Genomic DNA, 22,117 nt, shown 5'->3' on the forward strand with positions numbered 1-22,117 from the left:
ATAAGGAGAAACTATGGCAATAAAAACGGAAAACGGAAATTTTCCCCTTTTGGCCCTAAGGGATATGGTCATTTTGCCCCATGTCATCACCCATTTTGACGCGGCGAGAAAGCCGTCGGTGGCGGCCATCGAGCGGGCGGACGGATCCGACGGCTATATCTTTGTGGTGACACAGAGAGATCCTGAAGTGGAAGAGCCCGAAGCCGAAGATCTTTACGAGACGGGCACCATTTGTAAAATCAATCAGATCCTGCGCCTGCCCGGCGGCATCGTACGGGTGCTCGTGAAAGGCGTGGCCCGGGGCGTGATTCAGTCGGTGGACACCACAGGCAAGTGGATGGAAGCCGATGTGGTGCGCTACGACGATATCGAAGAAACTATGGAGCCGGAGCTCGAGGCACTTTTGCGCCTCACGGAAGACGACCTGGACGAGTACATCGAAAAGAACAACAAGATCTACCCGGGCCTTTTGGATTCGGTGATTAACTACGACTCGCCCCAGGCCTTCGCCGACACCGTGGCGGGCTACGTCAATATGAAGGCGGAAGACGCCCAAAGCATTCTCGATGCCATGGACGTGAAGGAGCGGCTCACCCGTCTGCACAGCATTTTAATGCGGGAAAATGAGCTCTTGCGTATTTCCAACGCCATCGACGACAAGGTGAAACATTCCATTAACGAAAATCAAAAGGAATACTTCCTGAAAGAGCAGATGCGCGTCATTCAAAAGGAACTCACCGGGGAAGAAGAAGAGGAAGTGGCGGAATATCGCCGCCGCCTGGAAGAGAAGGCCCTTCCCGAAGCGGTGCGGGAAAAGGCGGAGAAAGAGCTCAAGAAGCTGGAGCGCATGAACGCCGCCTCGCCGGAGTACGCGGGCCAGACCAATTACCTGGACTGGATTTTGGACCTGCCCTGGTGCGACGAAGCGGAAGAAGAACACAGTTTAAAAGAAGCCCGCAAGATTTTAGACGAGGCCCACTACGGCTTAAAGGACATTAAAGAGCGGATTTTGGAATTTATCGCCCTGAGGAAGAAATCCCCGGACGCCAAGTCGCCGATCCTCTGCCTCGTCGGCCCGCCGGGCGTGGGCAAGACCAGCATCGCCGCCTCCGTGGCGGAAGCGCTGAATAAGCCCTATGTGCGCATGAGTTTGGGCGGTATGACCGACGAAAACGAAATTCGCGGCCACCGCAGAACCTATGTGGGCGCCATGCCCGGCCGCGTCATCAGTCTGATGAAAGAGGCGAAGAAAAACAATCCCCTCTTCCTTCTCGATGAAATCGACAAAGTGGGCAACGACTACCGAGGCGATCCGGCGTCGGGTCTCTTGGAAGTCCTGGATCCGGCGCAAAACAACAGCTTCACCGACCGGTTTTTGGAAATTCCCTTCGACCTGTCGAAAGTCTTTTTCATCACCACGGCCAACACCACCAAAACCATTCCGGCGCCCCTTTTGGACCGCATGGAGATCATCACCATCGGCGGCTACACCCCCGAGGAGAAAAAGGAAATCGCCAAGCGCCATCTGTGGCCCAAGCATTTAAAGGATGTGGGATACAGCGCCGAGGACATGACCATTTCCGACAATGCCATCGACACCATGATCGAAAACTACACGAAAGAAGCCGGCGTCCGCATGTTGGACAAGGAGCTGGCGAAAATCGTGCGCAAGGTGAATTTGGAATTTTTGGAAACGGGCAAGAAAAGGGCTCACATTACCAATCGCAATCTGAACAAATATCTGGGCGAGAAAAAGGCCCTGGAAAAGGACATCGAAGAGGAAGACCTCATCGGCTACGTCAACGGCCTGGCCTGGACGGCGGTGGGCGGCGTGCTTTTGGGCATCGAAGTGAATATCGTGCCGGGCAAAGGCAAGATTCAACTCACCGGCCAACTGGGCAATGTCATGAGGGAATCGGCGCAGGCGGCCCTCACCTATATTTGGAGCGTGGAAGAAAAATTAGGCCTTCCCGAAGACTTTAAGGACAAACACGACATCCACATTCACGTCCCCGACGGCGCCACGCCGAAAGACGGCCCCTCCGCAGGCATTGCCATGACCACGGCCCTGTACTCCGCCATGGCGAAAATTCCCGTGAATCGCTTCGTGGCCATGACCGGCGAAGTGACCCTACGCGGCCGCGTGCTTCCCATCGGCGGGCTCAAGGAGAAGCTTCTCGCCGCGCAACGGGCCGGCGTGAAAACCGTCCTCGTGCCCAAGGCGAATCTCAGGGACTTAAAGGACATGGATTCTCCCTCCATTAAGAAACTCAACGTCATCGGCGTGGAGCACATGGATGAAGTATTGAAAGAGGCGATGGTACGTGAAGATACGTCAGTGTGAACTTGAAAAAGTTGCCGTAAAAAAAGAGCAGTACCCGGCGGCGGACCTGCCGGAGTTTGCATTTTGCGGCCGCTCCAATGTGGGTAAGAGCAGCTTCACCAACGCCATGTTGGGAAGAAAAAACCTGGCCCGCACCAGCGGCAAGCCGGGAAAGACCCGCACCATTAATTTTTATCGCATCAACGATGCCTTGCGCCTCGTGGATCTGCCGGGCTACGGCTACGCCGTGGCGTCGAAAAAAGAACAAGACGCCTGGGCCAAGACCATTAACGAATACCTTGAGAGCCGCGACAATTTGGCGGAGCTGATCCTCCTCGTGGACATGCGCCACGAACCCACGGCCAAGGACAAGGAAATGTACGCCTGGATATTGGAAAACGGCTTTGCCGGCCTCGTCGTTGCCACAAAGGCCGACAAATTGTCGAAAAATCAGCGGCAGAAAGCCTTCGCCACCATTAAAAAGGCATTGAACGTGCCCTACGACGACCTCATCGTCCCATACAGCGCCGTCACCAAAGAAAACGTGGACGTGCTGTGGGAGATTTTAGACGACATGGCGGCCTATTACAGAAAAAAAGACTGAAAAAAATCCATTGGGCGCGGGCTCAATGGATTTTCTGTATATAAGGTAAATAAAAAAAGGCGCGGCATAAGCCGCGCCCTTTATATGCGATTATTCAGCCTTTTCGAAGTCGTCTTTGCTGGCGCCGCAGAGGGGGCATTCCCAATCAGCGGGGAGATCAGCAAAAGCGGTACCGGGCTTTACACCGTTGTCCGGGTCGCCTTCGGCGGGGTCGTAAATGTAACCACATACTTGGCATTCATATTTGTCCATGTGTTGAACTCCTTTCAATTGTTAACTTGTCAACTGCTTATATTATACCCGGGGAATGGAAAAAGTAACAGAGGAAATGAAAAATTCAAAAAAGAAAAGAAAAGCATAAGGGAAAGCCGAGAAAATCCCTTTCGCACCGGTTTTTTTCGGAACCTTCTTGGGTAAAAAGAAAACATAGGGGTGAAAGAAATGAGAGAAGTGCGTACCTATGAAGGGGCCGTGGCCAGCGACATGGAGGCTCTGCGCGGATTTATCGCCGAGACCATGGAGGCCATCGCGGCATATATTCCCAATCGGGATCTACAATATAATATTCGCCTGATCATCGACGAGCTCATGGTAAACGGCGCCGATCACGGGAACGCATGGAACCGGGACAAGCAGGTCTTTTTGCGCATCGACATGGAGCCCGATCGGATGCGCATCGCCGTGCGGGACGAAGGGGAAGGCTTTTACTATTCCGCGGAAGATTTTGAGTGCACCACCGACAGTTGCTGCGGCCGAGGCCTTTTCATCGTGGAATCCATTTGTCGCTCTGTGGAATACAAGGGCAATTCCATTCACTGTTTAATGGATTTGGTTTAAAACATGGGTAAGCGCCTTTCGCGAAAGGGAAAAATGCTGTATAATAGATAAGTTGAAGGATTGGGCAACCGATCCTATTTTTATGGCGGCTTTTGCCGAGAAAGGAAGTTTATGGAACAGAGAGATATTCGAAATATAGCCATCATTGCCCACGTCGATCACGGAAAGACCACATTGGTCGACGTGCTCCTCAGGCAATCCGGCGTGTTCCGTGACAATCAAGTGGTAGCGGAGCGAGTCATGGATTCCGGCGACATCGAAAAGGAACGGGGCATTACGATTCTGTCGAAAAACACGGCGATTCAATACGGGGACACGAAGATCAATATTATCGACACGCCGGGCCACGCGGATTTCGGCGGCGAAGTAGAACGGGTGTTGAAAATGGTCTCCGGCGTGGTCTTGTTGGTGGATGCCTTCGAAGGCCCCATGCCTCAAACGAAATTCGTTTTGAAAAAAGCATTCGAACTGGGCCTGGACGTCATCGTCTGCATTAATAAAGTGGATCGCCCCGGCGCCCGCCCGGAAGAAGTGGAAAACGAAGTGTTGGATCTGTTTATCGAATTGGGCGCCGACGAAGATGTGTTGGATTCGCCCTTTATCTACGCGTCGGCGAAGGAAGGTTGGGCTTCGGAATCCGCCGATGTGACAGGTGAAAACATGAAGCCCCTTTTCGAAGCCATTATTAAACACATCGAGCCGCCGATGATGGACGTGGACAAGCCCGCGCAGCTCTTAATCTCCACCATCGACTACAACGAATACGTGGGCCGCATCGGCATCGGCCGCATCGAAAACGGCGCCATTAAAAAGGGCGACAGCATGGTGCTTTTAAATGCCGCCGATCCGAACAAACGTGAATCGGTAAAGATCAACAAGATCTACGAATTCGAAGGCCTGGATCGCGTGGAAAAAGACGGCTCTTCCGCCGGCAACATTGTGGCCGTGACGGGGATCGAAGACATTAATATCGGCGACACCATTGCGGATCCGGAAAAGGGCGAAGCCCTGGAATTCGTGAAGATCTCCGAGCCCACCCTGTCCATGACCTTCTCCGTCAACGACTCGCCCTTTGCGGGTAGAGAAGGGGAATTCGTCACCTCCCGGCAACTCAGAACTCGCCTGTACCGTGAACTTGAAACGGATGTGAGTTTAAAGGTGGAAGACACGGACAGCACCGATGCCTTTAAGGTCAGCGGCCGCGGCGAATTGCACCTTTCCGTCTTAATCGAAAACCTGCGCCGGGAAGGCTATGAATTCCAAGTCTCCAAGCCGGAAGTGCTCTACAAAACTGTTGACGGCAAGCGCTATGAGCCCATGGAAAAAGTCACCATCGACGTGAATCAGGAATTCATCGGCTCCATTATCGAAAAGCTGGGCCGCAGAAAAGGCGAGCTCTTAACCATGCAAGAGCCGGTCGGCGGCTATTCCCGCCTGGTCTTCCGCATTCCCGCCCGTGGCCTCATCGGCTACCGTCAGGAATTTATTACGGACACCAAGGGCAACGGCATTATGAACTCCCAGTTCGAGGACTATGCCCCCTACAAGGGCGACATTCCTCGCCGCAAAACCGGCTCCATTATCTCCTTCGACACGGGCACCGCATCGGCCTACGGCTTGCACAATGCCCAAGACCGCGGGGATCTCTTCGTGGAACCGGGGGAAGAAGTGTACGCCGGCATGGTGGTGGGCTCCTCGCCCAAGGGGCTGGATCTGGAAGTCAGCGTCACCAAGACGAAGAAGCAGACCAATGTGCGGGCCTCGGGCAGCGACGAAGCCCTGCGCCTCTCGCCGATTCGGGATTTGAGTCTGGAAGAAGCCATCGAGTTTATCGAAGAAGACGAACTCATCGAAATTACACCCCAGTCCTTCAGAATCAGAAAGACGATTTTGGATTCCAACAAGCGTTACAAAGCGAACAAAAACAAGTAACAGGAGGGAAATCATGTCCAAGGAAAAAGCTTATGCCTATTTAGAAGAAAAGGGTCTCACGGAACACTTTATCGAAACGGAAGAATCCACCGCCACCGTTGAAATGGCCGCCGCCGTTTTGGGCGTGACGGAAGGGGAAATCGCCAAGTCCCTCACCTTCAGAAACGCGGAAAAAGAACCGATTTTAATCGTTATGGCCGGAGACAAGCGGGTGGACAACAAAAAGTTTAAGGCCGCCTTCCAAACCAAGGCGAAAATGCTCTCCGCCGAAGAAGTTGCCGAAGAAATCGGCCACGAAGTCGGCGGCGTCACCCCCTTCGGCGTGAATCCCGGCGTGAAGATCTACCTGGACGAAAGCTTAAAGGCCTACGATGTGGTCTATCCCGCCTGCGGATCCGAATACGCCGTGGCAAAATTTTCCGTGGACGAATTGATCCATGCCGTGGATGGGGAAGGCTTCGTCGACGTGTCGAAATAGCTTAGGCTTTCCCGCCTCTTTGCCATGGCTTGGATATTGTCTGCTATACTGGTGAAAAAGGAGGGGAGTCCATGGAAATGACAAGTATGGTTCAGGATGTCGCGGATCGAAAAAAAGAGAAGAAGCGTAGAAAGCGCCGGCGCCGGCGGGTGCGTCGCTTGATTTTTCTCGCCCTTGTCTTGGCCGTGCTCGCCAAGTTCGGCTTTCTCGACGGCTTTATCTACGATCCCCAAGGTCAGTTGCAAGAAGCCATGGGCCGCATCGCGTCCTTGGGCCGCACCATCGTGGATCATCTCCCGGCCATTCGCCTGTGGATCGCAGACAAATTAAATTACATCGCACAGTTTATGTAAGGCTTCGGCTTCGGCCGGAGCTTTTTCCATGTCCGCCGTTTGCTTTTAAAGGGCGCCTGTGGGAAAATAAAATCAGGAGGCATTATGTTTGGATTTAAGAAAAAACCGAAGACTTTATACGGAAAAATCGTCGAAGATCCCCGGGTGGACATCGGCGACGACGGCAGCTACGAATGGGCCGTACTGAATAAAGAAATTACACCGACGCCGGTGAATACCGACGCCTTGGACGTGGGCATCATGGAATACTTCGGCCGGGAGGCCTTTGCCTTGGAACACATCGACCGCTTTTTTGAAAAGAACCGGGCCCTGGAGGCCGTAGGTCATTTCGAGCAGTGGCTCTTTGCTCTGGATCAAATGGAGCGGCCCTTTTTAGGTCTGAGCATCCTGCTTATGCGGGACAGCGAAGTGATCGAAGCGAAAAAATTCGGCATCTACCTGACTCGCTACACGGATCTCTCCCACAAGACCCAGGCGCGGGCCATCGTGGAAAATTTGGGCCGCCACGACGCCTTCAGCTACTACGCCCTGGACGCTCTCTTAAAGAGCGAAGGCGGCAGCTACGCCTTTTACGAATTGGGTTCCACCTTAGAGGGCAGGGCCCACGACATTTACGATCACATGGCTAAGGAGCTCTTGGAGAAAGGGAAAAAATGAAATTAGGAAAAGTACAACAGTTAAAACTCGTGGAAAAGGGAAAATACCTTTGGGCCACCGACGGCGAAAGGGAAGTGCCCATTCACGGCGAATTGCGGGGAAAAGACGGAGAGATGCGTGACGTATTTTTGTATCGTGAAAACAACGGACAGATCGCCGGTATGCTTGAGGCACCCTTCATCCAAGTGGGCGAAGTGGCCAAGCTGAAAGTAGTGGCCAAATCGAAAATCGGCTACTTCGTCGGCATTAACGCGCCGAAGGATATTCTCCTGCCCTTCTCCGAAGCCACGGAGCGCATCGCAGAGGGAGAAAAATACCTCTTTACCATGTACGTGGACAAGTCCGAACGCCTGGCCGTGTCCATGGAAATTAAAGACGCATTGAAATCCAACAGTCCCTACAAAAAAGGGGATCGGGTTACGGGCACGGTGTACCACGTGGGTAATAGCGGCATTCTCGTCGCCGTAGACGACACCTACGACGGGCGCATCCCCAAGCAAGAGATGAAAGGAATCTACCACGCCGGAGACACGGTGGAGGTGCGGGTGGCCAATGTTCTCGACGACGGCAAGCTCACCCTGTCTTTGCGGGATTTCGCCCATGTGCAAATGCTTCAGGATTCTGACGTGCTTCTGGGCCTTATGGATGAAATGGGGGGAAAACTCCCCGTCGGCGACAAATCGGATCCCGAGGAGATCAAGCGGCTCACGGGTCTCACGAAAAAAGCTTTTAAGCGGGCCGTGGGCAAGCTTTATAAAGAAGGCAAGGCCGTTCCCGGACCCACGGAAACGAGAAGGAAGTAATGGAGGTTTTCGATAAGGTGCGCCTCGCAATTACGGACTACGACTATCGGGGCCGAGGCATGGGCAAAGCCGACGGCGCCGTGGTCTTTTTAGACGGCGGGGAAATCGGCGACGTGGTGGATGTGACCATCGTGAAAAAGAAGAAGCGCTTTTTCGAAGGAGAAATTCTCTCTTACGAGAAAAAATCCCCTTACCGCGTGAAAAATCCCTGTCCCTACACGAACTGCAATGGCTGCGCCTTTTTGTCCCTGGACCGAAAAGAGGAGCTGAATTGGAAGCGGCGGCGGGTGGCCGATGCCTTATCCCGCATCGGCGATGTGGCTGTGGCCGTGGATCCCGTCACTACGCGTGGCGAGAGCACGGGCTACCGCAACCACATGCAGTTTCACGTGAAAGACAGGAAGCTTACCCTCTACGGCAAAGGCGGCGAAGTTATTTCCATAAAAAGATGCCTGATGCAGACGGAAAAAGCCAACGCCATCCTCGCCGCCATGCAGGGGGAAAAGTGGCTGGATGAGGTGGCCCTCGTGGGCATTCGCACCACCCGTCGGGGCGAGAGCATGGTGATTTTGTCCGGACCCAAGGACATGAAGGACAACCTCCTTCACGGCGCCGTGGCCTTTGCCGTGGAAGTCGGGGTGGACAGCCTGTACTACACGAAAAATACCAATCCCCGCTTCCACTACGGCAGGAAAATGGAACACCTCTACGGGAAGAAAGAGATCACCGAGACCCTGGCCGGCTACGACTACGGCATCTTCGGCTCCAATTTCTTTCAGGTGAATCCCATGGGCGCCGAGGCCATCATCGAAAAAGTGGTGAGCGCCGTGGAGCCAGGCAAAAACATCGTGGAACTTTACGCCGGCATCGGCACCATCACCCTGCCCTTAAGCGAACAAGCCGAGGCCGTCGTGGCCAACGAATACGCTCAGACATCCGTGGATTACGCGCGGAAGACGGCGGAAGATAACGGCGTGACGAACGTGCGCTACATCGCCGGGGCGGCGGAGAAGATCATGCCCCGCATCGCCGAAGAAGAGAAGGTGGACGTCCTCGTCGTGGATCCACCGCGGGCGGGGCTCGATCCCATGGTCGTCGAAAGTACCATTGAAGCGAATCCCGAGACCATGATCTACGTGAGCTGCAATCCATCCACCTTGGCGCGAGATCTGGCTCTGTTAAAAGAACAATTTCGCATCGAATCCATCACCCCCATCGACATGTTCCCCCATACGGCTGCGGTGGAGTGCGTGGCGGTATTGAGGAGAAAATAAAGGGTCACTCGAATGTGTGAACTATTTTGTGACAGTTAAAAAGCGAAACGAAGCCATAGTAGGGAGACGAATAATGAAAAAAATGTTTTACACTACTAATAATACGAATATAGCAAGAAATCTAAGAGAGTGGGCTTTATGCATAGTAGTAGCGTTCTTGTTGGCCCTATTCATAAGAACCTTTATTTTTCAAACTGTGCGTGTTGACGGAAGTTCTATGTATCCGACCTTTGAAGATCGAGACTTATTAATTGTCAAAAAATACGAAAATATCATCAACCCTAATAAATACACGAGGGGAGACATTATTATTTTCTCTCCTCCAACTAAAGATAATAAAAAATTATACATTAAAAGAGTAATAGGCTTACCGGGTGATAAGATAAGCATAGAAGAAGGCAAGATATACATTAACGACACACCTCTAAATGAAGCATACATCGAAGATGGTTTGTACACGGAGGCAATTCATTTAGCCGGGCCTCATACTATTTCGGATGATGAACTGTTTGTCGTTGGCGACAATAGACAACCTGGAGGAAGCATTGACAGTAGGACTTTTGGCGACGTTCCTTTTAAGAATGTCGTAGGTAAAGTGAGTTATCGAGTGTTCCCCTTAAGAAAAACAAGACATTTTAATTAAATACTATTTAAAAAAACAATTATCCCCATCGACATGTTTCCCCATAGGTTGGCGGTGGAGACGGTAGCTCTGTTGTCCAAACTAAATACAGAACATCATTTAGATATAGAAATAGGGGAAGATGAATTATCTGAAATTGACTTTTCAAAAGACGCAACTTATGGAGAAATTAAAAAGTATGTGTTAGATAAATACGGACTAAAAGTTTCAAGCCTATATATTGCACAAATAAAAAGGAAACATGGTCTAATAGAGAGAGAAAATTATAATTTTAGTAAGAAAGAAAATCAAAGAGTGCCAAATTGCCCAGAAGAAAAAGAAAAAGCAATCGAAGATGCTTTAGAGCATTTTGGAATGATTTAAATAATATCTAAGATTGAAAATTTTAAAATTAAGACTTAAAAACTTTAAGATTAAAAAGATATGTACTTCTTATATAACCTAAGAAGATTAATTGAAAATCAGGGGAACGATGATGGTAAAATAAAAAATTTTAACAACTAAAGAAGAATTAGGCATTATTGCCAAAGAGGTTTTTATGAAGTTAAAAATACTGAAAAAGACTTGTTAGAATTGAAAATTTTAGATCATTGTGCAGGGTTTCGTGTCATAATAGTGATAGAGGCAAATAGTTATGTAAATATAAAGAGTTCAAGACTTCTACCAAAGTTTAAAACTCAAAAAATAAATAGTTGGTGTGCTGCTTAGAGTAACCATTTTGATAATGTGGATGCGAAACAAAAAGAGATAATCAGACTTCGTAAAAAATTGAAACAGGTTGAAATGGAGAATGATATTTTAAAGCAAGCTGCACTACTGTTAGGCAAAAAATAGACCTCATTATCTCGAACCGAGATAAATATAGCATTAGTGCAATGTGTAGACTACTTGGGGTCACAAGAAGTTTAGTCTATTATCATTTGAACAAAGAAAAAGATGTGAAATTAGATGAAGATGAAAAACTAATAGAAGAAATAAAAGAAATATTCAGAAGAAGTAGAAACAACTATGGAACACGCAAAATAAAAAAAAACTAGGGAAAATTGGATATAAAATATCGAGAAGAAAAATAGGCCGAATAATGAAGAAAAATGGCCTAGTCTCAAACTATACAGTAGCACAATATAAAGTAATAAGATCCAAATGCAACGAAGAAGACATCCCTAACCTTTTAAATAGATAATTTGACAATAGAGACTATTTAGAAGCAATAGTAAGCGACCTAACATATGTAAGAGTAGGAAAAACATGGAATTATATATGTTTAATAATAGACTTAAACAGCCGTGAAATAATAGGATACTCATCAGGTAAAAACAAAGATGCAAATCTAGTAGCAGAAGCATTTTACTCAATAAGGCAGCCACTAAATCGTATAAAAATATTTCACACAGACAGAGGAAGAGAATTTAAAAATATAAAAATAGAAGAAATATTAAAGGTATTTGAGATAAAAAGATCGCTAAGTAAAAAAGGAAGCCCATATGATAACGCAGTAAGCGAAGCAGTCAATAAAGTAATGAAGACAGAATTCATATATCAGGAGAACTTTACTAATTTCCAAGAACTTAATCTAAAATTAGCAGAATACGTATATTGGTATAATAACCTAAGAATTCATGGATCTTTAGGATATAAAACACCAGTAGAATATAGAAAAGCAGAATAAAAAGCTCTGGAAGTTTCATAAATTAAATAAAATATATGAACAGACTGTCAAGGGCAAATTTCAATGAAATTTGGGCGAAGCCTTTACCCTTGATTGTCTGAGAATATATTTTATAATCTAAAGAAACTTTCAAGCTTGATAATGTTCGGTTATAAATTGTCTAAAAAAGGGTTGCCATTCCATGTATTTGGGTTCATTAGAAGAATGCCGAGCAATGGGTAACATGACGCTGATGTGTTTATACACAAAAAAGCTACACGTGCGTTGGCTGACAACAGGGAGCTAAGTAAATTAACACCAGCTAAAATGTTTGACGCTATTAATAAATGACAAGTATATGAAATTGGTTTGACCTAGTTTAAAAAAGAAATTATAATGAAAATATGGAGGCTAAGAATATGAAGATTAATAATGAATGTTGTTGTGGATGCAAAACAGAAAAGCCGAATCAAATTAAAGACAATTGTCCTGTATGTAATAATGAAGGGATTTCCGTTAGTAAAGTAACTGTTGAACATCTAGTGGTAGATGATTATCGTAATGCTGTTAACGGAGATCAATATAAGATTTGCATGAACGAGGACTGCGACGTTGTTTACTATAACTTAGATAATGAAATAAAATTCTTGAAAGACCAAGTTAGAGTTCCTATCTGGTTTAAGAAAGATGCAGATCCTAAGTATGCTTGTTATTGTAGCGAAGTCACAGAAAATCAGGTAATTGAAGCAGTTGTAAAGCATGGCGCGAAATCCGTAAAAGAAGTAAATGCCATCACTGGGGCAATGAAAAATCCTAATTGTAAAGAAAACAATCCGTTGGGAGTTTGTTGTCATAAGATTATTCAGGAAGCTATCGATAAAGGCTTGAAAATGAAATAATTACAGTCGATATGTTCCTACAAACGAGAGCCAATCTTTGATATGTTTCCATCTACGAGCGTGGATATGTTCCCCATAACCATAGGGGTTGAGTGTGTAGCGGTATTGAAGAGAAAATAAAGAAGCGATCGAGTAAGAAAAGCAAAAGACTTACTCGATTTTTTATTGGATTGCTCTAATTAAAAGCCGGAAGCGTTGTCAAAACTGATTGCGGGGTATATACCATTTATAAAGAAAGTGTTCTTGTAATCATTACTCTTGTTCAAAAAGGAGGCGCGGGATTATGAATTTTGCACCGGTAGGAATTTTGCTCGTCGTTGAATTGATCATCGCCTTTATCGTCATCGTCGGCGCTATCAGCTTGGCGAGCTACATCGTTGTTCGTGTGTGCTATAAGGCGAAGAGCGACGCCTTGAAAAAGCATCCGGCCTTGGAGCGGGAGGAAAAAAATCAGTCTACTCCACGGGATTAAAGGCGTGATCCGGAGAAGGGCAGAGGGATAAAAAAGGTGATTTCCATGAAGATTAAATTTAAGAAAAAACGCCTTTTAAAAAGGCGCGGGATCTCGATTGTATGCGTTCTTTCGATGACCCTCTTTTCGGTCGCTTGTCAGAAAGCGGAAGAGACTGAAAGTCCGTCGCGAAATCAGTATAAACGAATTGAAAAAGCCACGGACACCGATTATCCGCCGCTTTCTTTCAATGAAATGGCAAACAGCTCCGATCTGGTCGTGGCAGCAGACTTTCTGGGTTTTACGAAGCCCTTTAAAGTGTCGCCTTATGGCGGCGGTGATATAGCCGTTTACAGAGACGCCGTCTTTAAAGTGAAGAAGGTCTATAAGGGAGAAGTGAAAGAGGGTAAAACGGTGACCGTGCGAATCCCCGGCGGAGAAGTCGTCGACGATGAGAGACAAACCATCTACGCGGAGCCGACGGAAGCGGATTGGATGTATAACGACGAGAATGAGAAAGTCCTGTTTCTCGCTCGCCCGAGGGCGGATCGATACAAGACGCGGGAGGATTACTATATATTTGTGACCGGTCCCAACGGCATGTACGATCTGCGGGACAACACTCTTTTCGGGCTTTTCCACGAGGATGTCACCTTCGATGCAAAAGCCCTCGATTCCATCGATCCCGCCGTGGATCCGGCGGCAGAAGAAAAGGCGGAAATGGATGAACGGCTTCGGGAAAAATCCATGACGCGGGAAGAGTACGACGCGTTCTTTGAGCAAATGGATCAATACGGGGTAAAGGAGCCCTAGGTTTCCATGGCGCAAGAAGCGGACGAAGGGGCGCAACAAGCCCTGCTATTTCATCGCAACAAAAAACCGCCTTGACGGCGGCTTTTTGTTTTTCATTAGAAGTATTGAACGGGGGAGGCCAGGTTTTTCAACAGGGCCGCCACGCTCCATGCGGCGGTGACGCTGGATTTCGGGTTCTTGGGATCGGGCTTGGAGGTGATTTCCACCACGGCCTTGGCCTTTTCGTTTTCCACGGTGACCCGATGGGTGTTGCCGGGGCTTTCAGGATCGCTTACGATGCGTACCTTGGTGGCGTCGGCCCCCGAAGTGGTGAGGCCCGTGGCCACGGCCACATTGGTGTTTTTCGGAAAGCCTTTTATGGCCTCGGTGGCGCTTCCCTCGAATGCCACGACTTTTTTGTCCGCGGGAAGCGCTTCGCCATTTAGGTAGGGGGCGCCGTTTAAGCTCTTCGGCGCTTTCGTGCTTTGAATTTCCGATTGCACCCCGCCCATAAGGGTGAAGGTGCGCATTAAATCGAAGCCGCCGATGGCACCGGAGGTGATGTGTACTTTCCGGCCCGCTTTTTTTGCCGCCGATTCGATGCTGTCGTACAAGGCGGTATCGGCCAAGGCGCCGACGGAGGTAATGACCACGTCTTTGCCGGCCTCGAGCAGGGGCACGATATATTCTTTTACGGCACCGACGCCGGCGATTTCCACGACGATGTCCGTGTCGTCGGCGAGGAGGGCGTCGAAATTTTCGTAAAGGGGAATGGTTTCGCCCTTTGCCGTAATGCTTTTTTCCTCGAGCACTTGATCGAAAATTCCCACGAGGCGATAGTCTTCCTTTAATTTGTCTAAAATAGCGTCCACGAGAATGTGGCCCAGGGCGCCGTAGCCGATGACGGCGATGTTTTTCATGCTTCCTCCTTTGAAGGTTCTTCGGGCACTAAAAAGCCCGCTTCGGCCAAAGCCGCTTCTACTTCGTTTAAGGTTTCTTCGTCTTTGGCAAAAACCGTGTGGAAGTGGTAGCCGTCGGTAATGTTGTTAAGTGGGGTGCTGACGCTGTGGTAGATGTCGTCCATAAAGTGCTTCACGTCTTTGCGGGACTGAACATTTAATGTGGCGGCGATTTTTCCGTAAACGCGATGCTCCACATAGACGTCCTCCACAATGGCGCCTAAATCCACGATGAGATTCAGCTCTTTGGTGATTTCGTCGTCTCGGTGATGGGACTTAAAGGTGCGGCGAAAGCCCTTGGGCGCGTCCATGTAGTAGCCGCGGTTGGTGGAGTGGATGGGAATGTTTTTCGCCCGAAGCAGGCTGATGTCTTGGACGATGACCTGCCTGGAGACGGAAAAAGTTTTTGCCAGACTGTCGCCGGAAATGGGCTCGGCGGATTCCCGAAGGGCTTTTTCGATTTCGTAGAGCCGCGTTTCCTTATCGAGAACCATCGGGTGTCAGTCCTTTCATGGAAAAATCCAGCACCGGCGCCGAGTGGGTGAGGGCGCCGGAGGAGATGATGTCGGCGCCTAAGTCTTTGTATTTGGAAATGTTGTTTAGGTCCATATTGCCGGAAAGTTCCACCAGGGCGCGCCCGTCGATGAATTCGACGGCTTTTTTTATTTCGTCGGCGCTCATATTGTCCAGCATAATAATGTCCGCGCCGGCCTCCACGGCTTCTTTCACCATGGCCATATCCTCCACCTCCACTTCGATCTTTCGAACGAAGGAGGCGTAGGCCTTGGTCCGCTTAATGGCTTCTGTGACGGAGCCCGCGGCACCGATGTGATTGTCCTTGAGCATGACGCCGTCGGTGAGATTGAAGCGGTGGTTTTCGCCGCCGCCGCAGCGGACGGCGTACTTGGCGAAGATCCGAAAGTTCGGCGTGGTCTTTCGCGTGTCCACGATTTTCGTCTCGCTCCCCGCCAGGGCATCGACCATTTTTCTTGTGTAGGTGGCGATGCCGCTCATGCGCTGAAGGAAGTTCAGTGCCACTCGCTCCGCCGTCAAGAGGGCGCGAATGGGGCCTGTGATCGTGGCGATTAAATCGCCTTTTGATACAATATCGCCGTCTTCGAAATACCACTCCACGGCGGTTCGCTCGTCGAAGAGGCGGAAGGTGCGCTCAAAAACCGGGGCGCCTGCGAGCACGCCGTCGGCCTTGGCAAAAAGCTTCACCGAGCCCCTTTCGTCGGCGTCCACCAAAGCGTTGGTTGAAATGTCTTCCTCGTTTACGTCTTCTTTTAGGGCGGCCAAAATGGCGTCGTCCATTAAAAAAGGCGCCAAAGTCAATTTGCCCATAAAGCTCCTTTCCTTATTTGCTTGCGATGGCGAGCATGCGGTCCAAGGGAACCTTGGCTTTTTCGATTAAATCCGCGTCTAGAATCACTTCATTGTCGCCGGTTTCCAAGACGTGAATGATCTTGTCCACGGTGACCATTTTCATGCCGGCGCAAATCATGTCCGGGAAAATAAATTCCTTGTCGGGATAAAGTCTGTTTAATTCCCAGGCGATGCCTTCTTCCGTGAGAATAATGTTTTTGTCCTTATTCAAATCGCCGACGGCACTTAAAATGCCCTTGGTGCTTCCCGTGTAATCGGCCAGCTCGAGCACTTCCGCCTTGCATTCCGGGTGGCAGAACACGGCGGCGTCCGGGTGTTCCTTCTTCAGGGCGCGGACCATGTCTGCAGTTAAGCTGTCGTGGACCGGGCAGCAGCCGGCGTTGTTAATAAAGTGCTTGTCCGGGAAAGCCCCTTCCGTGTTGTGGCCTAAATTTCCGTCGGGAATAAAGAAAATGTTCTTTGCGTCGATGGCGCTTACCACTTTTGCCGCGTTAGAAGAGGTGAGGCAGTAGTCCGAATGGGCCTTCACTTCGGCGGTGGAGTTGACGTAAGAGACCACGGCGAGGTCGTCGTATTTTTCTCTCATTTCCTTAATGGCATCCACATCCACCATGTGAGCCATGGGGCAGTCGGCGTCGGGATCGGGAAGGTAGACGGTTTTTTCCGGATTTAAAATCTTTACCGTCTCTCCCATAAATTCCACGCCGGCCATAACGATGGTCTTCGCGTCAATGCCCGTGGCGATTTTCGCCAGGGTAAAGGAGTCGCCGACGTGATCGGCAATTTCCTGAACGGCGCCGTCCACATAGTAGTGGGCCAGAATGACGGCGTCCTTTTCTTTTTTTAAGCGTGCGAGGGTGTCCTTTTCCAATTCAGTCTTCCTTTCTTCTGTGTAATCGTGAATCTTACATAGAATACCACAAGTATTGGCAGATGACAACACCGCTGTCTTGTCAGTAAAGAAAATTGAGTCCGAAGGCGATTCGGGCTATAATGAAAGCAACACGAAAAGGAGGCGCGGCATGAACAGTTTACGAGATCTATTCGGCGCAAAGAAAACGCCGTCGATACCGGCGAAGGATTTAAAGGACAGGTCAACGAAATTTATTTTAGACGTGCGGGAGCCCGACGAAATCGCCACGGGAAAAATTCCCGGCGCCTACACCATCCCCTTGGGAGATTTAAGTGCGCGGGAAGGGGAACTCCCCAAAGACGAGACGATTTATGTCGTCTGTCGCTCCGGCAATCGCAGTCAAAAGGCCTGCGAGTACCTTGAAAGCAAGGGCTATGACTGCGTCAATGTTGCAGGCGGCATGTTGGCCTACAAGGGACCGGTGGAATAAGACGACGCGTCGGGGAAATTTGAAAAAAATTTTTGAAGCGTGTAAAAGCGGGTATAAGGGAAACAGAATAGGAGGAAGTTATGGAAAAAGACATGAGTAAATACCGCTGCAAACCCTGCGGCTATGTGTACGATCCGGCGAAAGGTGTGCCGGAATACGGCATCGAACCGGGAATCCCCTTTTCCGAATTGCCCGACGACTGGACTTGCCCTCGTTGCGGCACCAGCAAGTGGATGTTTGTAAAAGTCGAAGAAGATTAAAGCGCTCGAAAGAGTGCTTTTTTCATAAGCGGGAGGAATCATGAGAAAAATTCACGAGATCGTTCACGTGGGCGTGGACATTCACAGTCGATTGGTCATGCCGCCCATGGTGACGGAGGCCTCGGTCGAAGGAGAGATCAGCGAAAAAACCCTGGCCTATTACAAAAAAATGGCGGCGAATAAACAATTCGATCTCTTCATCATCGAACACAGCTACGTCGCAGAAGACGGCAAGGCCAGCCTGAAGCAAATGAGTTTGGCCGACGACGAAAAAATCGGCGGGCACGAAAAATTAGTCGAGGCCATAAAAAGTGTGCGTCCCGATGCCGCCGTGTTTTTGCAATTAAATCACGCCGGCATCAAGACGCGGGGAGACATTATCGGCACAGACCCCATGGGCCCCTCGGTGCGACCTTGGGATAAAATGTGCCGGGCCATGACCTTAGACGACATGGCGCGGGTAAAAGAGGATTTCGTCGCGGCGGCTATGCGCGCGAAGGAAGCGGGCTACGACGGCGCGGAACTTCACGTGGCTCACGGCTACTTGCTGAACCAATTCCTTTCGCCCCTGACCAACTTCCGCGACGATGCCTACGGCGAAGATCGGGTGAAATACCCTCTGGAAGTATTTCGGGCCATGAAGGAAGCCTTAGGCGACTTCCCCCTGGCCGTGCGCATCGGCGGCATCGAAACCATCGCGGGCGGCACCACCGTGGATGACGGCGTCCGCGCCGCAAAAGCCTTCGACGCCGCAGGCGCCGCCTTCTTAGACATGACCGGCGGCATGACCGGCTACAATCGCCCCGGCCACAGGGAAGCCGGCTGGTTTCAAGATTTGAGCCGCGCCGTGAAAGGCGAAACCACGGCCCCGGTGCTTTTAACCGGCGGCATCACCACCTACGACGAGGCGGAAAAATTACTGGCAGAAGATGCGGCGGATCTTTTCGGCATCGGCCGCGCCTTTTTAAAAGACCCGAATTGGGAGACGGATAAGCTCTAAGAGAAGCTGCGGTAGGAGCCGCGGCTTTTTTTGCGGCGAAATCCCCTAAACCACGGGTCATTGTCTATGTTATAATGGTCTCAATACAAAGGAGGGATTGGATGAAAGCTGTTGTCAGTGTTTTAGGTAAGGATCAGGTAGGGATTGTCTCCCGCGTTACGACGCTTTTGGCGGAACACGGTTTTAATATTTTGGACATTAGTCAAACCATCGTCAGCTCTTATTTCACCATGATTCTCGTGGTGGAACATGCCGACGAAAATTTTGCCCTGGAAAGCGTGGTCGGCGATTACGAAGCCCTGGGCAAATCCATGGGTTTGGACATTCGTATGCAGCACGAGGCGCTTTTTAGCCGCATGCACCATATTTAGAAAGGACGTCTCTTTTGGATAATTCTTCGATTCTCGAAACAATTCACATGCTGGAGCATGAGAATTTAGATATACGAACGGCGACCTTGGGGATTTCCCTTATGGATTGCATTTCCGACGACGTGGACGTGGTATGTAAGCGGGTTTACGACAAGATCACCACTTTAGGTGCCGATCTGGTGGATGAAGCCAATGCCGTGGGCGCGAAATACGGGGTAAGCGTGGTCAACAAGCGCATTTCCGTGACGCCGGCCTCTTTGGTTTTGCCTCGGGGCACGAAAGAGGATTTCGTCAAGCTCGCCAAAGCCATGGACGATGCGGCCATTAAAATCGGCGTGGACTTTATCGGCGGCTTCTCCGCTTTGGTTCACAGCGGCATGACGGAAAGCGAACGGGCGTTAATCGAGGCCATCCCCGAAGCTTTGGCCACGACGGAAAAGGTGTGTTCCTCGGTGAATGTGGGCTCCTCGAAGTCGGGCCTCAATATGGATGCCGTGGCTTTGATGGGAAAAGTGATTAAGGATGCGGCCTATTTAAGTCGCGACGCGGATTCCATCGGTTGCGCGAAGCTCGTGGTCTTCGCCAATGCCGTGGAAGACAATCCCTTTATGGCCGGCGCTTTCCACGGCACGGGCCTGGGGGATCACGTGCTTCACGTGGGCATTTCCGGTCCCGGCGTGGTCAAGACGGCCCTGGAAAAATTCCGCGGCGCGCCTTTCGACGAAGTGGCTCAGTGCATCAGCGAAATGACCTTTAAGATTACCCGCATGGGGGAATTGGTGGGCAAGGAAATCGCCAAGCGTTTGGACACGCCCTTCGGCACCATCGACCTGTCTCTCGCGCCGACGCCGGCGGTGGGCGACAGTGTGGCGCGGATTTTGGAAGAAATCGGCGTGGGCACCGTGGGCGGCCACGGCACGACGGCGGCTTTGGCCATGTTAAACGACGCGGTGAAAAAAGGCGGAATCAACGCCTCCGCTCACGTGGGCGGCTTAAGCGGCGCCTTTATTCCCGTATCGGAAGATGAGGGCATGATTTCCGCCGCCGCATCGGGGGCTTTGGCTTTCGACAAATTGGAAGCCATGACCTGCGTCTGCTCCGTGGGACTGGACATGATCGCCATTCCGGGAGACACGCCGGCTGAAACCTTATCGGCTATGATCGCCGACGAGTCCATGATCGGCGTCATTAACCACAAGACCACGGCGGTGCGCCTGATTCCCGTTTACGGAAAAGATGTGGGCGATAACGCCACCTTCGGCGGCCTTTTAGGGGAAGCGCCCATTCTTCCCGTGCACAAAAACGACTGTGCGGCTTTCGCCGTGCGGGGCGGCTTTATTCCCGCGCCGATTCACAGCTTTAAGAATTAAATCGAAGGGACCAAATGACTGTTACGATACAAGAATTTGTCTCCATGATGACGCAAAATCCCGCCATTTTCCTTACGACCCTGCTGGTTTTGGCGGTGGTTTTCGTCAACGGCTGGACCGATGCGCCCAATGCCATCGCCACTGCCGTCTCCACGCGGAGCATCGAGCCGCAAAAAGCTATTTATCTGGCGACGCTCTTTAATTTTCTCGGGGTCTTTCTTATGACGGCCCTAAACGCCAATGTGGCGGAGACGATTTACAATATGGTGGACTTTAACGGCAATACCAACGAAGCCTTAATCGCCCTGGCCGCGGCTCAGGTGAGCATTGTCCTATGGGCCACGGCGGCTTGGTATTTCGGGATTCCCACGTCGGAATCCCACGCCCTGATCGCCGGGCTTTCAGGCTCGGCCATCGCCCTGCACGGAGGCCTCGCCGGGATCAACGGAGCGGAATGGATGAAAAACATCTACGGTCTCGTCCTTTCCACGGTGGTGGGTTTTCTTATGGGCTATGTGGTGGTGGAGATTATTAAGCGGCTCTTGGCCGGCTCCGACCGGCGCAGCACCAAGACCTTTTTCAAAAACGGGCAGATCGTTTCGGCGGCGGCCATGGCCTTTATGCACGGCGCCCAAGACGGGCAAAAGTTTATGGGCGTCTTTATGCTGGCCTTCAGCCTGGCTGCCGGCACCGGCGGTACGGGGCATTTTGTGATCCCCTCCTGGCTCATGATTTTAATTTCTCTGGTTATCGGCCTGGGAACGAGCTTAGGGGGCCTGAGAATCATTAAATCCGTGGGCATGAATATGGTGAAGCTTGAAACCTACGAAGGCTTCGCTGCCGATATCGGCGCCGTCGTGAGCTTGCTCGTGGCATCCGTGGCCGGCTTTCCCGTGTCCACCACCCACACAAAGACCACGGCCATTATGGGCGTGGGGGCATCGAAGCACATTAAAAACGTGAATTGGTCCGTGGTAAGCGAAATGGGCCTGGCGTGGATATTGACCTTTCCCGGTTGCGGGTTGATCGGATTTATCGTCACCTATTTGCTTATTCATCTGATTTAGGAGAAGTTATGAAAGAAAGAAAGTTCGATTACTTCCGAAAATTCAGCGACATGGCTCAAAAGGCATCGCTGGCGGCGGATCTTTTGCAGACCACCTTGGGTGCCTACGACGCGGCGAAACTGCGAGAGGCGACCGACGCCATGAAGCACATCGAAAACGACTGCGATCAGATCATGCACGACATAATGAATCGCCTGGCCGTAGAGTTTTTGCCGCCCATCGAGCGGGAAGACATTATCGAGATCACGGACAAGCTGGACACGGTGGTGGATTCCATCGAGGAAATTTTGCTGAGCCTGTATATGTACCGGGTGCGCGAACTCATTCCCGAGACCTTGGAATTTGTGGATCTTATCGTCGAAAGCACGGCCATGCTCGAGGAAGTGGTGTTGGAATTCAGCAATTTCAAACGCTCCAACGAGGTGAAGGAAAAGATCATCCGCATCAATTCCCTGGAAGGGGAAGGGGACACTCTGTACTTAAATTCCATGCGTTCCCTCTTCGACTATACCGGCGAATTCGATTCCAGAAAGACGATTATCTGGAAGGAAATGCTGCAGGTCTTGGAAAATTGCCTGGACAGCATCGAAGAATGTGCCAATGAATTTGAAACGGCCATGTTGAAAAACGGTTAAATAAAAATTGCCCTCTCGTCTGTGAGAGGGCT

At 50.4% G+C, this 22,117-nt stretch carries 26 protein-coding genes and 1 pseudogene; 22 read left to right on the top strand and 5 right to left on the bottom strand.

Annotation, left to right across the window (positions count from 1 at the left end):
- Nucleotides 1–13 precede the first annotated feature (13 nt).
- Entirely contained in the window at nt 14–2,344 is a 2,331-nt protein-coding gene (lon, locus tag DG046_RS02990; RefSeq protein WP_108831103.1) for an endopeptidase La, read from the top strand.
- Nucleotides 2,325–2,927 carry a ribosome biogenesis GTP-binding protein YihA/YsxC gene (gene yihA, locus DG046_RS02995; protein ID WP_108831104.1) on the top strand — a complete coding sequence of 201 codons (603 nt, stop codon included), beginning with the start codon at nt 2,325–2,327 and terminating at the stop codon, nt 2,925–2,927. Before lon ends, yihA begins: the two co-directional genes overlap by 20 nt.
- Before the next feature lie 90 nt (nt 2,928–3,017).
- Here the strand turns inward: yihA and rd are convergent, their stop codons facing one another.
- Entirely contained in the window at nt 3,018–3,179 is a 162-nt protein-coding gene (rd, locus tag DG046_RS03000; protein ID WP_108831105.1) for a rubredoxin, read from the bottom strand.
- A gap of 189 nt (nt 3,180–3,368) precedes the next feature.
- Between rd and DG046_RS03005 the strand changes: the two genes are divergently transcribed.
- The 13 genes and pseudogenes from DG046_RS03005 (at nt 3,369) to DG046_RS03070 (ending at nt 13,715) form a co-directional block, all read left to right on the top strand.
- Entirely contained in the window at nt 3,369–3,764 is a 396-nt protein-coding gene (locus DG046_RS03005) for an ATP-binding protein (protein ID WP_108831106.1), read from the top strand.
- Between the two features lie 111 nt (nt 3,765–3,875).
- Nucleotides 3,876–5,696 (top strand): translational GTPase TypA, encoded by a 1,821-nt coding sequence (gene typA / locus DG046_RS03010; RefSeq protein WP_108831107.1) that lies wholly within the window; start codon nt 3,876–3,878, stop codon nt 5,694–5,696.
- Nucleotides 5,697–5,709: 13 nt separating this feature from the next.
- Nucleotides 5,710–6,174, top strand: a complete 465-nt coding sequence (locus DG046_RS03015; protein WP_108831108.1) for a YbaK/EbsC family protein — start codon at nt 5,710–5,712, stop codon at nt 6,172–6,174.
- A gap of 71 nt (nt 6,175–6,245) precedes the next feature.
- Nucleotides 6,246–6,527: a hypothetical protein gene (locus DG046_RS03020; protein WP_108831109.1), complete on the top strand. Its 282-nt coding sequence runs from the start codon at nt 6,246–6,248 to the stop codon at nt 6,525–6,527.
- Nucleotides 6,528–6,611: 84 nt separating this feature from the next.
- Nucleotides 6,612–7,184, top strand: a complete 573-nt coding sequence (locus DG046_RS03025) for a hypothetical protein (RefSeq protein WP_108831110.1) — start codon at nt 6,612–6,614, stop codon at nt 7,182–7,184.
- Complete coding sequence (locus DG046_RS03030; RefSeq protein ID WP_108831111.1) at nt 7,181–7,987, top strand: CvfB family protein; 807 nt, start codon at nt 7,181–7,183, stop codon at nt 7,985–7,987. Before DG046_RS03025 ends, DG046_RS03030 begins: the two co-directional genes overlap by 4 nt.
- Nucleotides 7,987–9,261, top strand: coding sequence for a class I SAM-dependent RNA methyltransferase (locus tag DG046_RS03035; protein ID WP_108831112.1), 1,275 nt, complete (start codon nt 7,987–7,989; stop codon nt 9,259–9,261). Before DG046_RS03030 ends, DG046_RS03035 begins: the two co-directional genes overlap by 1 nt.
- Nucleotides 9,262–9,334: 73 nt before the next feature.
- Complete coding sequence (gene lepB, locus DG046_RS03040) at nt 9,335–9,904, top strand: signal peptidase I (protein WP_108831113.1); 570 nt, start codon at nt 9,335–9,337, stop codon at nt 9,902–9,904.
- A 72-nt stretch (nt 9,905–9,976) separates the two neighbouring features.
- Nucleotides 9,977–10,267 (top strand): hypothetical protein, encoded by a 291-nt coding sequence (locus tag DG046_RS03045; protein WP_002846220.1) that lies wholly within the window; start codon nt 9,977–9,979, stop codon nt 10,265–10,267.
- Between the two features lie 357 nt (nt 10,268–10,624).
- Nucleotides 10,625–11,573: pseudogene (locus DG046_RS09795) on the top strand (IS3 family transposase); the annotation flags it as partial.
- Between the two features lie 398 nt (nt 11,574–11,971).
- Nucleotides 11,972–12,451, top strand: coding sequence for a Csac_0668 family 2Fe-2S cluster-binding (seleno)protein (locus DG046_RS03055; RefSeq protein ID WP_108831115.1), 480 nt, complete (start codon nt 11,972–11,974; stop codon nt 12,449–12,451).
- Nucleotides 12,452–12,734: 283 nt separating this feature from the next.
- Nucleotides 12,735–12,923 (top strand): hypothetical protein, encoded by a 189-nt coding sequence (locus tag DG046_RS03065; RefSeq protein ID WP_108831116.1) that lies wholly within the window; start codon nt 12,735–12,737, stop codon nt 12,921–12,923.
- A gap of 45 nt (nt 12,924–12,968) precedes the next feature.
- Nucleotides 12,969–13,715, top strand: coding sequence for a hypothetical protein (locus tag DG046_RS03070; protein WP_108831117.1), 747 nt, complete (start codon nt 12,969–12,971; stop codon nt 13,713–13,715).
- 95 nt (nt 13,716–13,810) lie between these two features.
- On the opposite strand, the gene DG046_RS03075 is transcribed toward DG046_RS03070, so the two are convergent.
- Genes DG046_RS03075 through nadA form a run of 4 tightly spaced genes read right to left on the bottom strand, consistent with a single transcriptional unit; the run spans nt 13,811 to nt 16,910 of the window.
- Entirely contained in the window at nt 13,811–14,614 is an 804-nt protein-coding gene (locus DG046_RS03075) for an aspartate dehydrogenase domain-containing protein (protein WP_108831118.1), read from the bottom strand.
- Nucleotides 14,611–15,147 carry a transcription repressor NadR gene (locus DG046_RS03080; protein WP_108831119.1) on the bottom strand — a complete coding sequence of 179 codons (537 nt, stop codon included), beginning with the start codon at nt 15,145–15,147 and terminating at the stop codon, nt 14,611–14,613. The genes DG046_RS03075 and DG046_RS03080 overlap by 4 nt, the downstream gene beginning before the upstream one ends.
- Nucleotides 15,134–15,997 carry a carboxylating nicotinate-nucleotide diphosphorylase gene (nadC, locus tag DG046_RS03085; protein ID WP_108831120.1) on the bottom strand — a complete coding sequence of 288 codons (864 nt, stop codon included), beginning with the start codon at nt 15,995–15,997 and terminating at the stop codon, nt 15,134–15,136. The genes DG046_RS03080 and nadC overlap by 14 nt, the downstream gene beginning before the upstream one ends.
- 13 nt (nt 15,998–16,010) lie before the next feature.
- On the bottom strand, nt 16,011–16,910 hold the full coding sequence (nadA, locus tag DG046_RS03090) for a quinolinate synthase NadA (RefSeq protein ID WP_108831121.1): 900 nt from the start codon (nt 16,908–16,910) through the stop codon (nt 16,011–16,013).
- 151 nt (nt 16,911–17,061) lie between these two features.
- Between nadA and DG046_RS03095 the strand changes: the two genes are divergently transcribed.
- The 7 genes from DG046_RS03095 (at nt 17,062) to DG046_RS03125 (ending at nt 22,085) form a co-directional block, all read left to right on the top strand.
- Nucleotides 17,062–17,382: a rhodanese-like domain-containing protein gene (locus DG046_RS03095; RefSeq protein WP_108831122.1), complete on the top strand. Its 321-nt coding sequence runs from the start codon at nt 17,062–17,064 to the stop codon at nt 17,380–17,382.
- An 80-nt stretch (nt 17,383–17,462) separates the two neighbouring features.
- Nucleotides 17,463–17,642 (top strand): rubredoxin, encoded by a 180-nt coding sequence (locus DG046_RS03100; RefSeq protein WP_417878209.1) that lies wholly within the window; start codon nt 17,463–17,465, stop codon nt 17,640–17,642.
- Between the two features lie 40 nt (nt 17,643–17,682).
- Nucleotides 17,683–18,642, top strand: coding sequence for an NADH:flavin oxidoreductase (locus DG046_RS03105; RefSeq protein WP_108831123.1), 960 nt, complete (start codon nt 17,683–17,685; stop codon nt 18,640–18,642).
- A 101-nt stretch (nt 18,643–18,743) separates the two neighbouring features.
- Nucleotides 18,744–19,013, top strand: coding sequence for an ACT domain-containing protein (locus tag DG046_RS03110; RefSeq protein WP_108831124.1), 270 nt, complete (start codon nt 18,744–18,746; stop codon nt 19,011–19,013).
- A gap of 14 nt (nt 19,014–19,027) precedes the next feature.
- Nucleotides 19,028–20,383, top strand: coding sequence for a PFL family protein (locus DG046_RS03115; RefSeq protein ID WP_108831125.1), 1,356 nt, complete (start codon nt 19,028–19,030; stop codon nt 20,381–20,383).
- A 14-nt stretch (nt 20,384–20,397) separates the two neighbouring features.
- Complete coding sequence (locus DG046_RS03120; RefSeq protein WP_108831126.1) at nt 20,398–21,450, top strand: inorganic phosphate transporter; 1,053 nt, start codon at nt 20,398–20,400, stop codon at nt 21,448–21,450.
- An 8-nt stretch (nt 21,451–21,458) separates the two neighbouring features.
- Nucleotides 21,459–22,085, top strand: a complete 627-nt coding sequence (locus tag DG046_RS03125) for a DUF47 domain-containing protein (RefSeq protein ID WP_108831127.1) — start codon at nt 21,459–21,461, stop codon at nt 22,083–22,085.
- The last annotated feature ends 32 nt before the right edge of the window (nt 22,086–22,117 follow it).

Origin of the sequence: Aedoeadaptatus coli, from assembly GCF_900343085.1 — a bacterium.
In the GTDB taxonomy this organism is placed as follows: Bacteria; Bacillota; Clostridia; order Tissierellales; family Peptoniphilaceae; genus Aedoeadaptatus; species Aedoeadaptatus coli.

Excerpts from the sequence above, each read along its gene's own strand:
- DG046_RS03015 (WP_108831108.1), top strand. The coding sequence starts at position 5,710 with ATGTCCAAGGAAAAAGCTTATGCCTATTTAGAAGAAAAGGGTCTCACG.
- DG046_RS03095 (WP_108831122.1), top strand. The coding sequence starts at position 17,062 with ATGAACAGTTTACGAGATCTATTCGGCGCAAAGAAAACGCCGTCGATA.
- DG046_RS03075 (WP_108831118.1), bottom strand. The coding sequence starts at position 14,614 with ATGAAAAACATCGCCGTCATCGGCTACGGCGCCCTGGGCCACATTCTC.
- nadC (WP_108831120.1), bottom strand. The coding sequence starts at position 15,997 with ATGGGCAAATTGACTTTGGCGCCTTTTTTAATGGACGACGCCATTTTG.
- DG046_RS03065 (WP_108831116.1), top strand. The coding sequence starts at position 12,735 with ATGAATTTTGCACCGGTAGGAATTTTGCTCGTCGTTGAATTGATCATC.
- DG046_RS03005 (WP_108831106.1), top strand. The coding sequence starts at position 3,369 with ATGAGAGAAGTGCGTACCTATGAAGGGGCCGTGGCCAGCGACATGGAG.
- DG046_RS03080 (WP_108831119.1), bottom strand. The coding sequence starts at position 15,147 with ATGGTTCTCGATAAGGAAACGCGGCTCTACGAAATCGAAAAAGCCCTT.
- DG046_RS03055 (WP_108831115.1), top strand. The coding sequence starts at position 11,972 with ATGAAGATTAATAATGAATGTTGTTGTGGATGCAAAACAGAAAAGCCG.
- DG046_RS03105 (WP_108831123.1), top strand. The coding sequence starts at position 17,683 with ATGAGAAAAATTCACGAGATCGTTCACGTGGGCGTGGACATTCACAGT.
- typA (WP_108831107.1), top strand. The coding sequence starts at position 3,876 with ATGGAACAGAGAGATATTCGAAATATAGCCATCATTGCCCACGTCGAT.
- DG046_RS03120 (WP_108831126.1), top strand. The coding sequence starts at position 20,398 with ATGACTGTTACGATACAAGAATTTGTCTCCATGATGACGCAAAATCCC.
- DG046_RS03025 (WP_108831110.1), top strand. The coding sequence starts at position 6,612 with ATGTTTGGATTTAAGAAAAAACCGAAGACTTTATACGGAAAAATCGTC.
- DG046_RS03110 (WP_108831124.1), top strand. The coding sequence starts at position 18,744 with ATGAAAGCTGTTGTCAGTGTTTTAGGTAAGGATCAGGTAGGGATTGTC.
- lon (WP_108831103.1), top strand. The coding sequence starts at position 14 with ATGGCAATAAAAACGGAAAACGGAAATTTTCCCCTTTTGGCCCTAAGG.
- DG046_RS03070 (WP_108831117.1), top strand. The coding sequence starts at position 12,969 with ATGAAGATTAAATTTAAGAAAAAACGCCTTTTAAAAAGGCGCGGGATC.
- lepB (WP_108831113.1), top strand. The coding sequence starts at position 9,335 with ATGAAAAAAATGTTTTACACTACTAATAATACGAATATAGCAAGAAAT.
- DG046_RS03100 (WP_417878209.1), top strand. The coding sequence starts at position 17,463 with ATGGAAAAAGACATGAGTAAATACCGCTGCAAACCCTGCGGCTATGTG.
- DG046_RS03125 (WP_108831127.1), top strand. The coding sequence starts at position 21,459 with ATGAAAGAAAGAAAGTTCGATTACTTCCGAAAATTCAGCGACATGGCT.
- rd (WP_108831105.1), bottom strand. The coding sequence starts at position 3,179 with ATGGACAAATATGAATGCCAAGTATGTGGTTACATTTACGACCCCGCC.
- DG046_RS03020 (WP_108831109.1), top strand. The coding sequence starts at position 6,246 with ATGGAAATGACAAGTATGGTTCAGGATGTCGCGGATCGAAAAAAAGAG.
- DG046_RS03030 (WP_108831111.1), top strand. The coding sequence starts at position 7,181 with ATGAAATTAGGAAAAGTACAACAGTTAAAACTCGTGGAAAAGGGAAAA.
- DG046_RS03035 (WP_108831112.1), top strand. The coding sequence starts at position 7,987 with ATGGAGGTTTTCGATAAGGTGCGCCTCGCAATTACGGACTACGACTAT.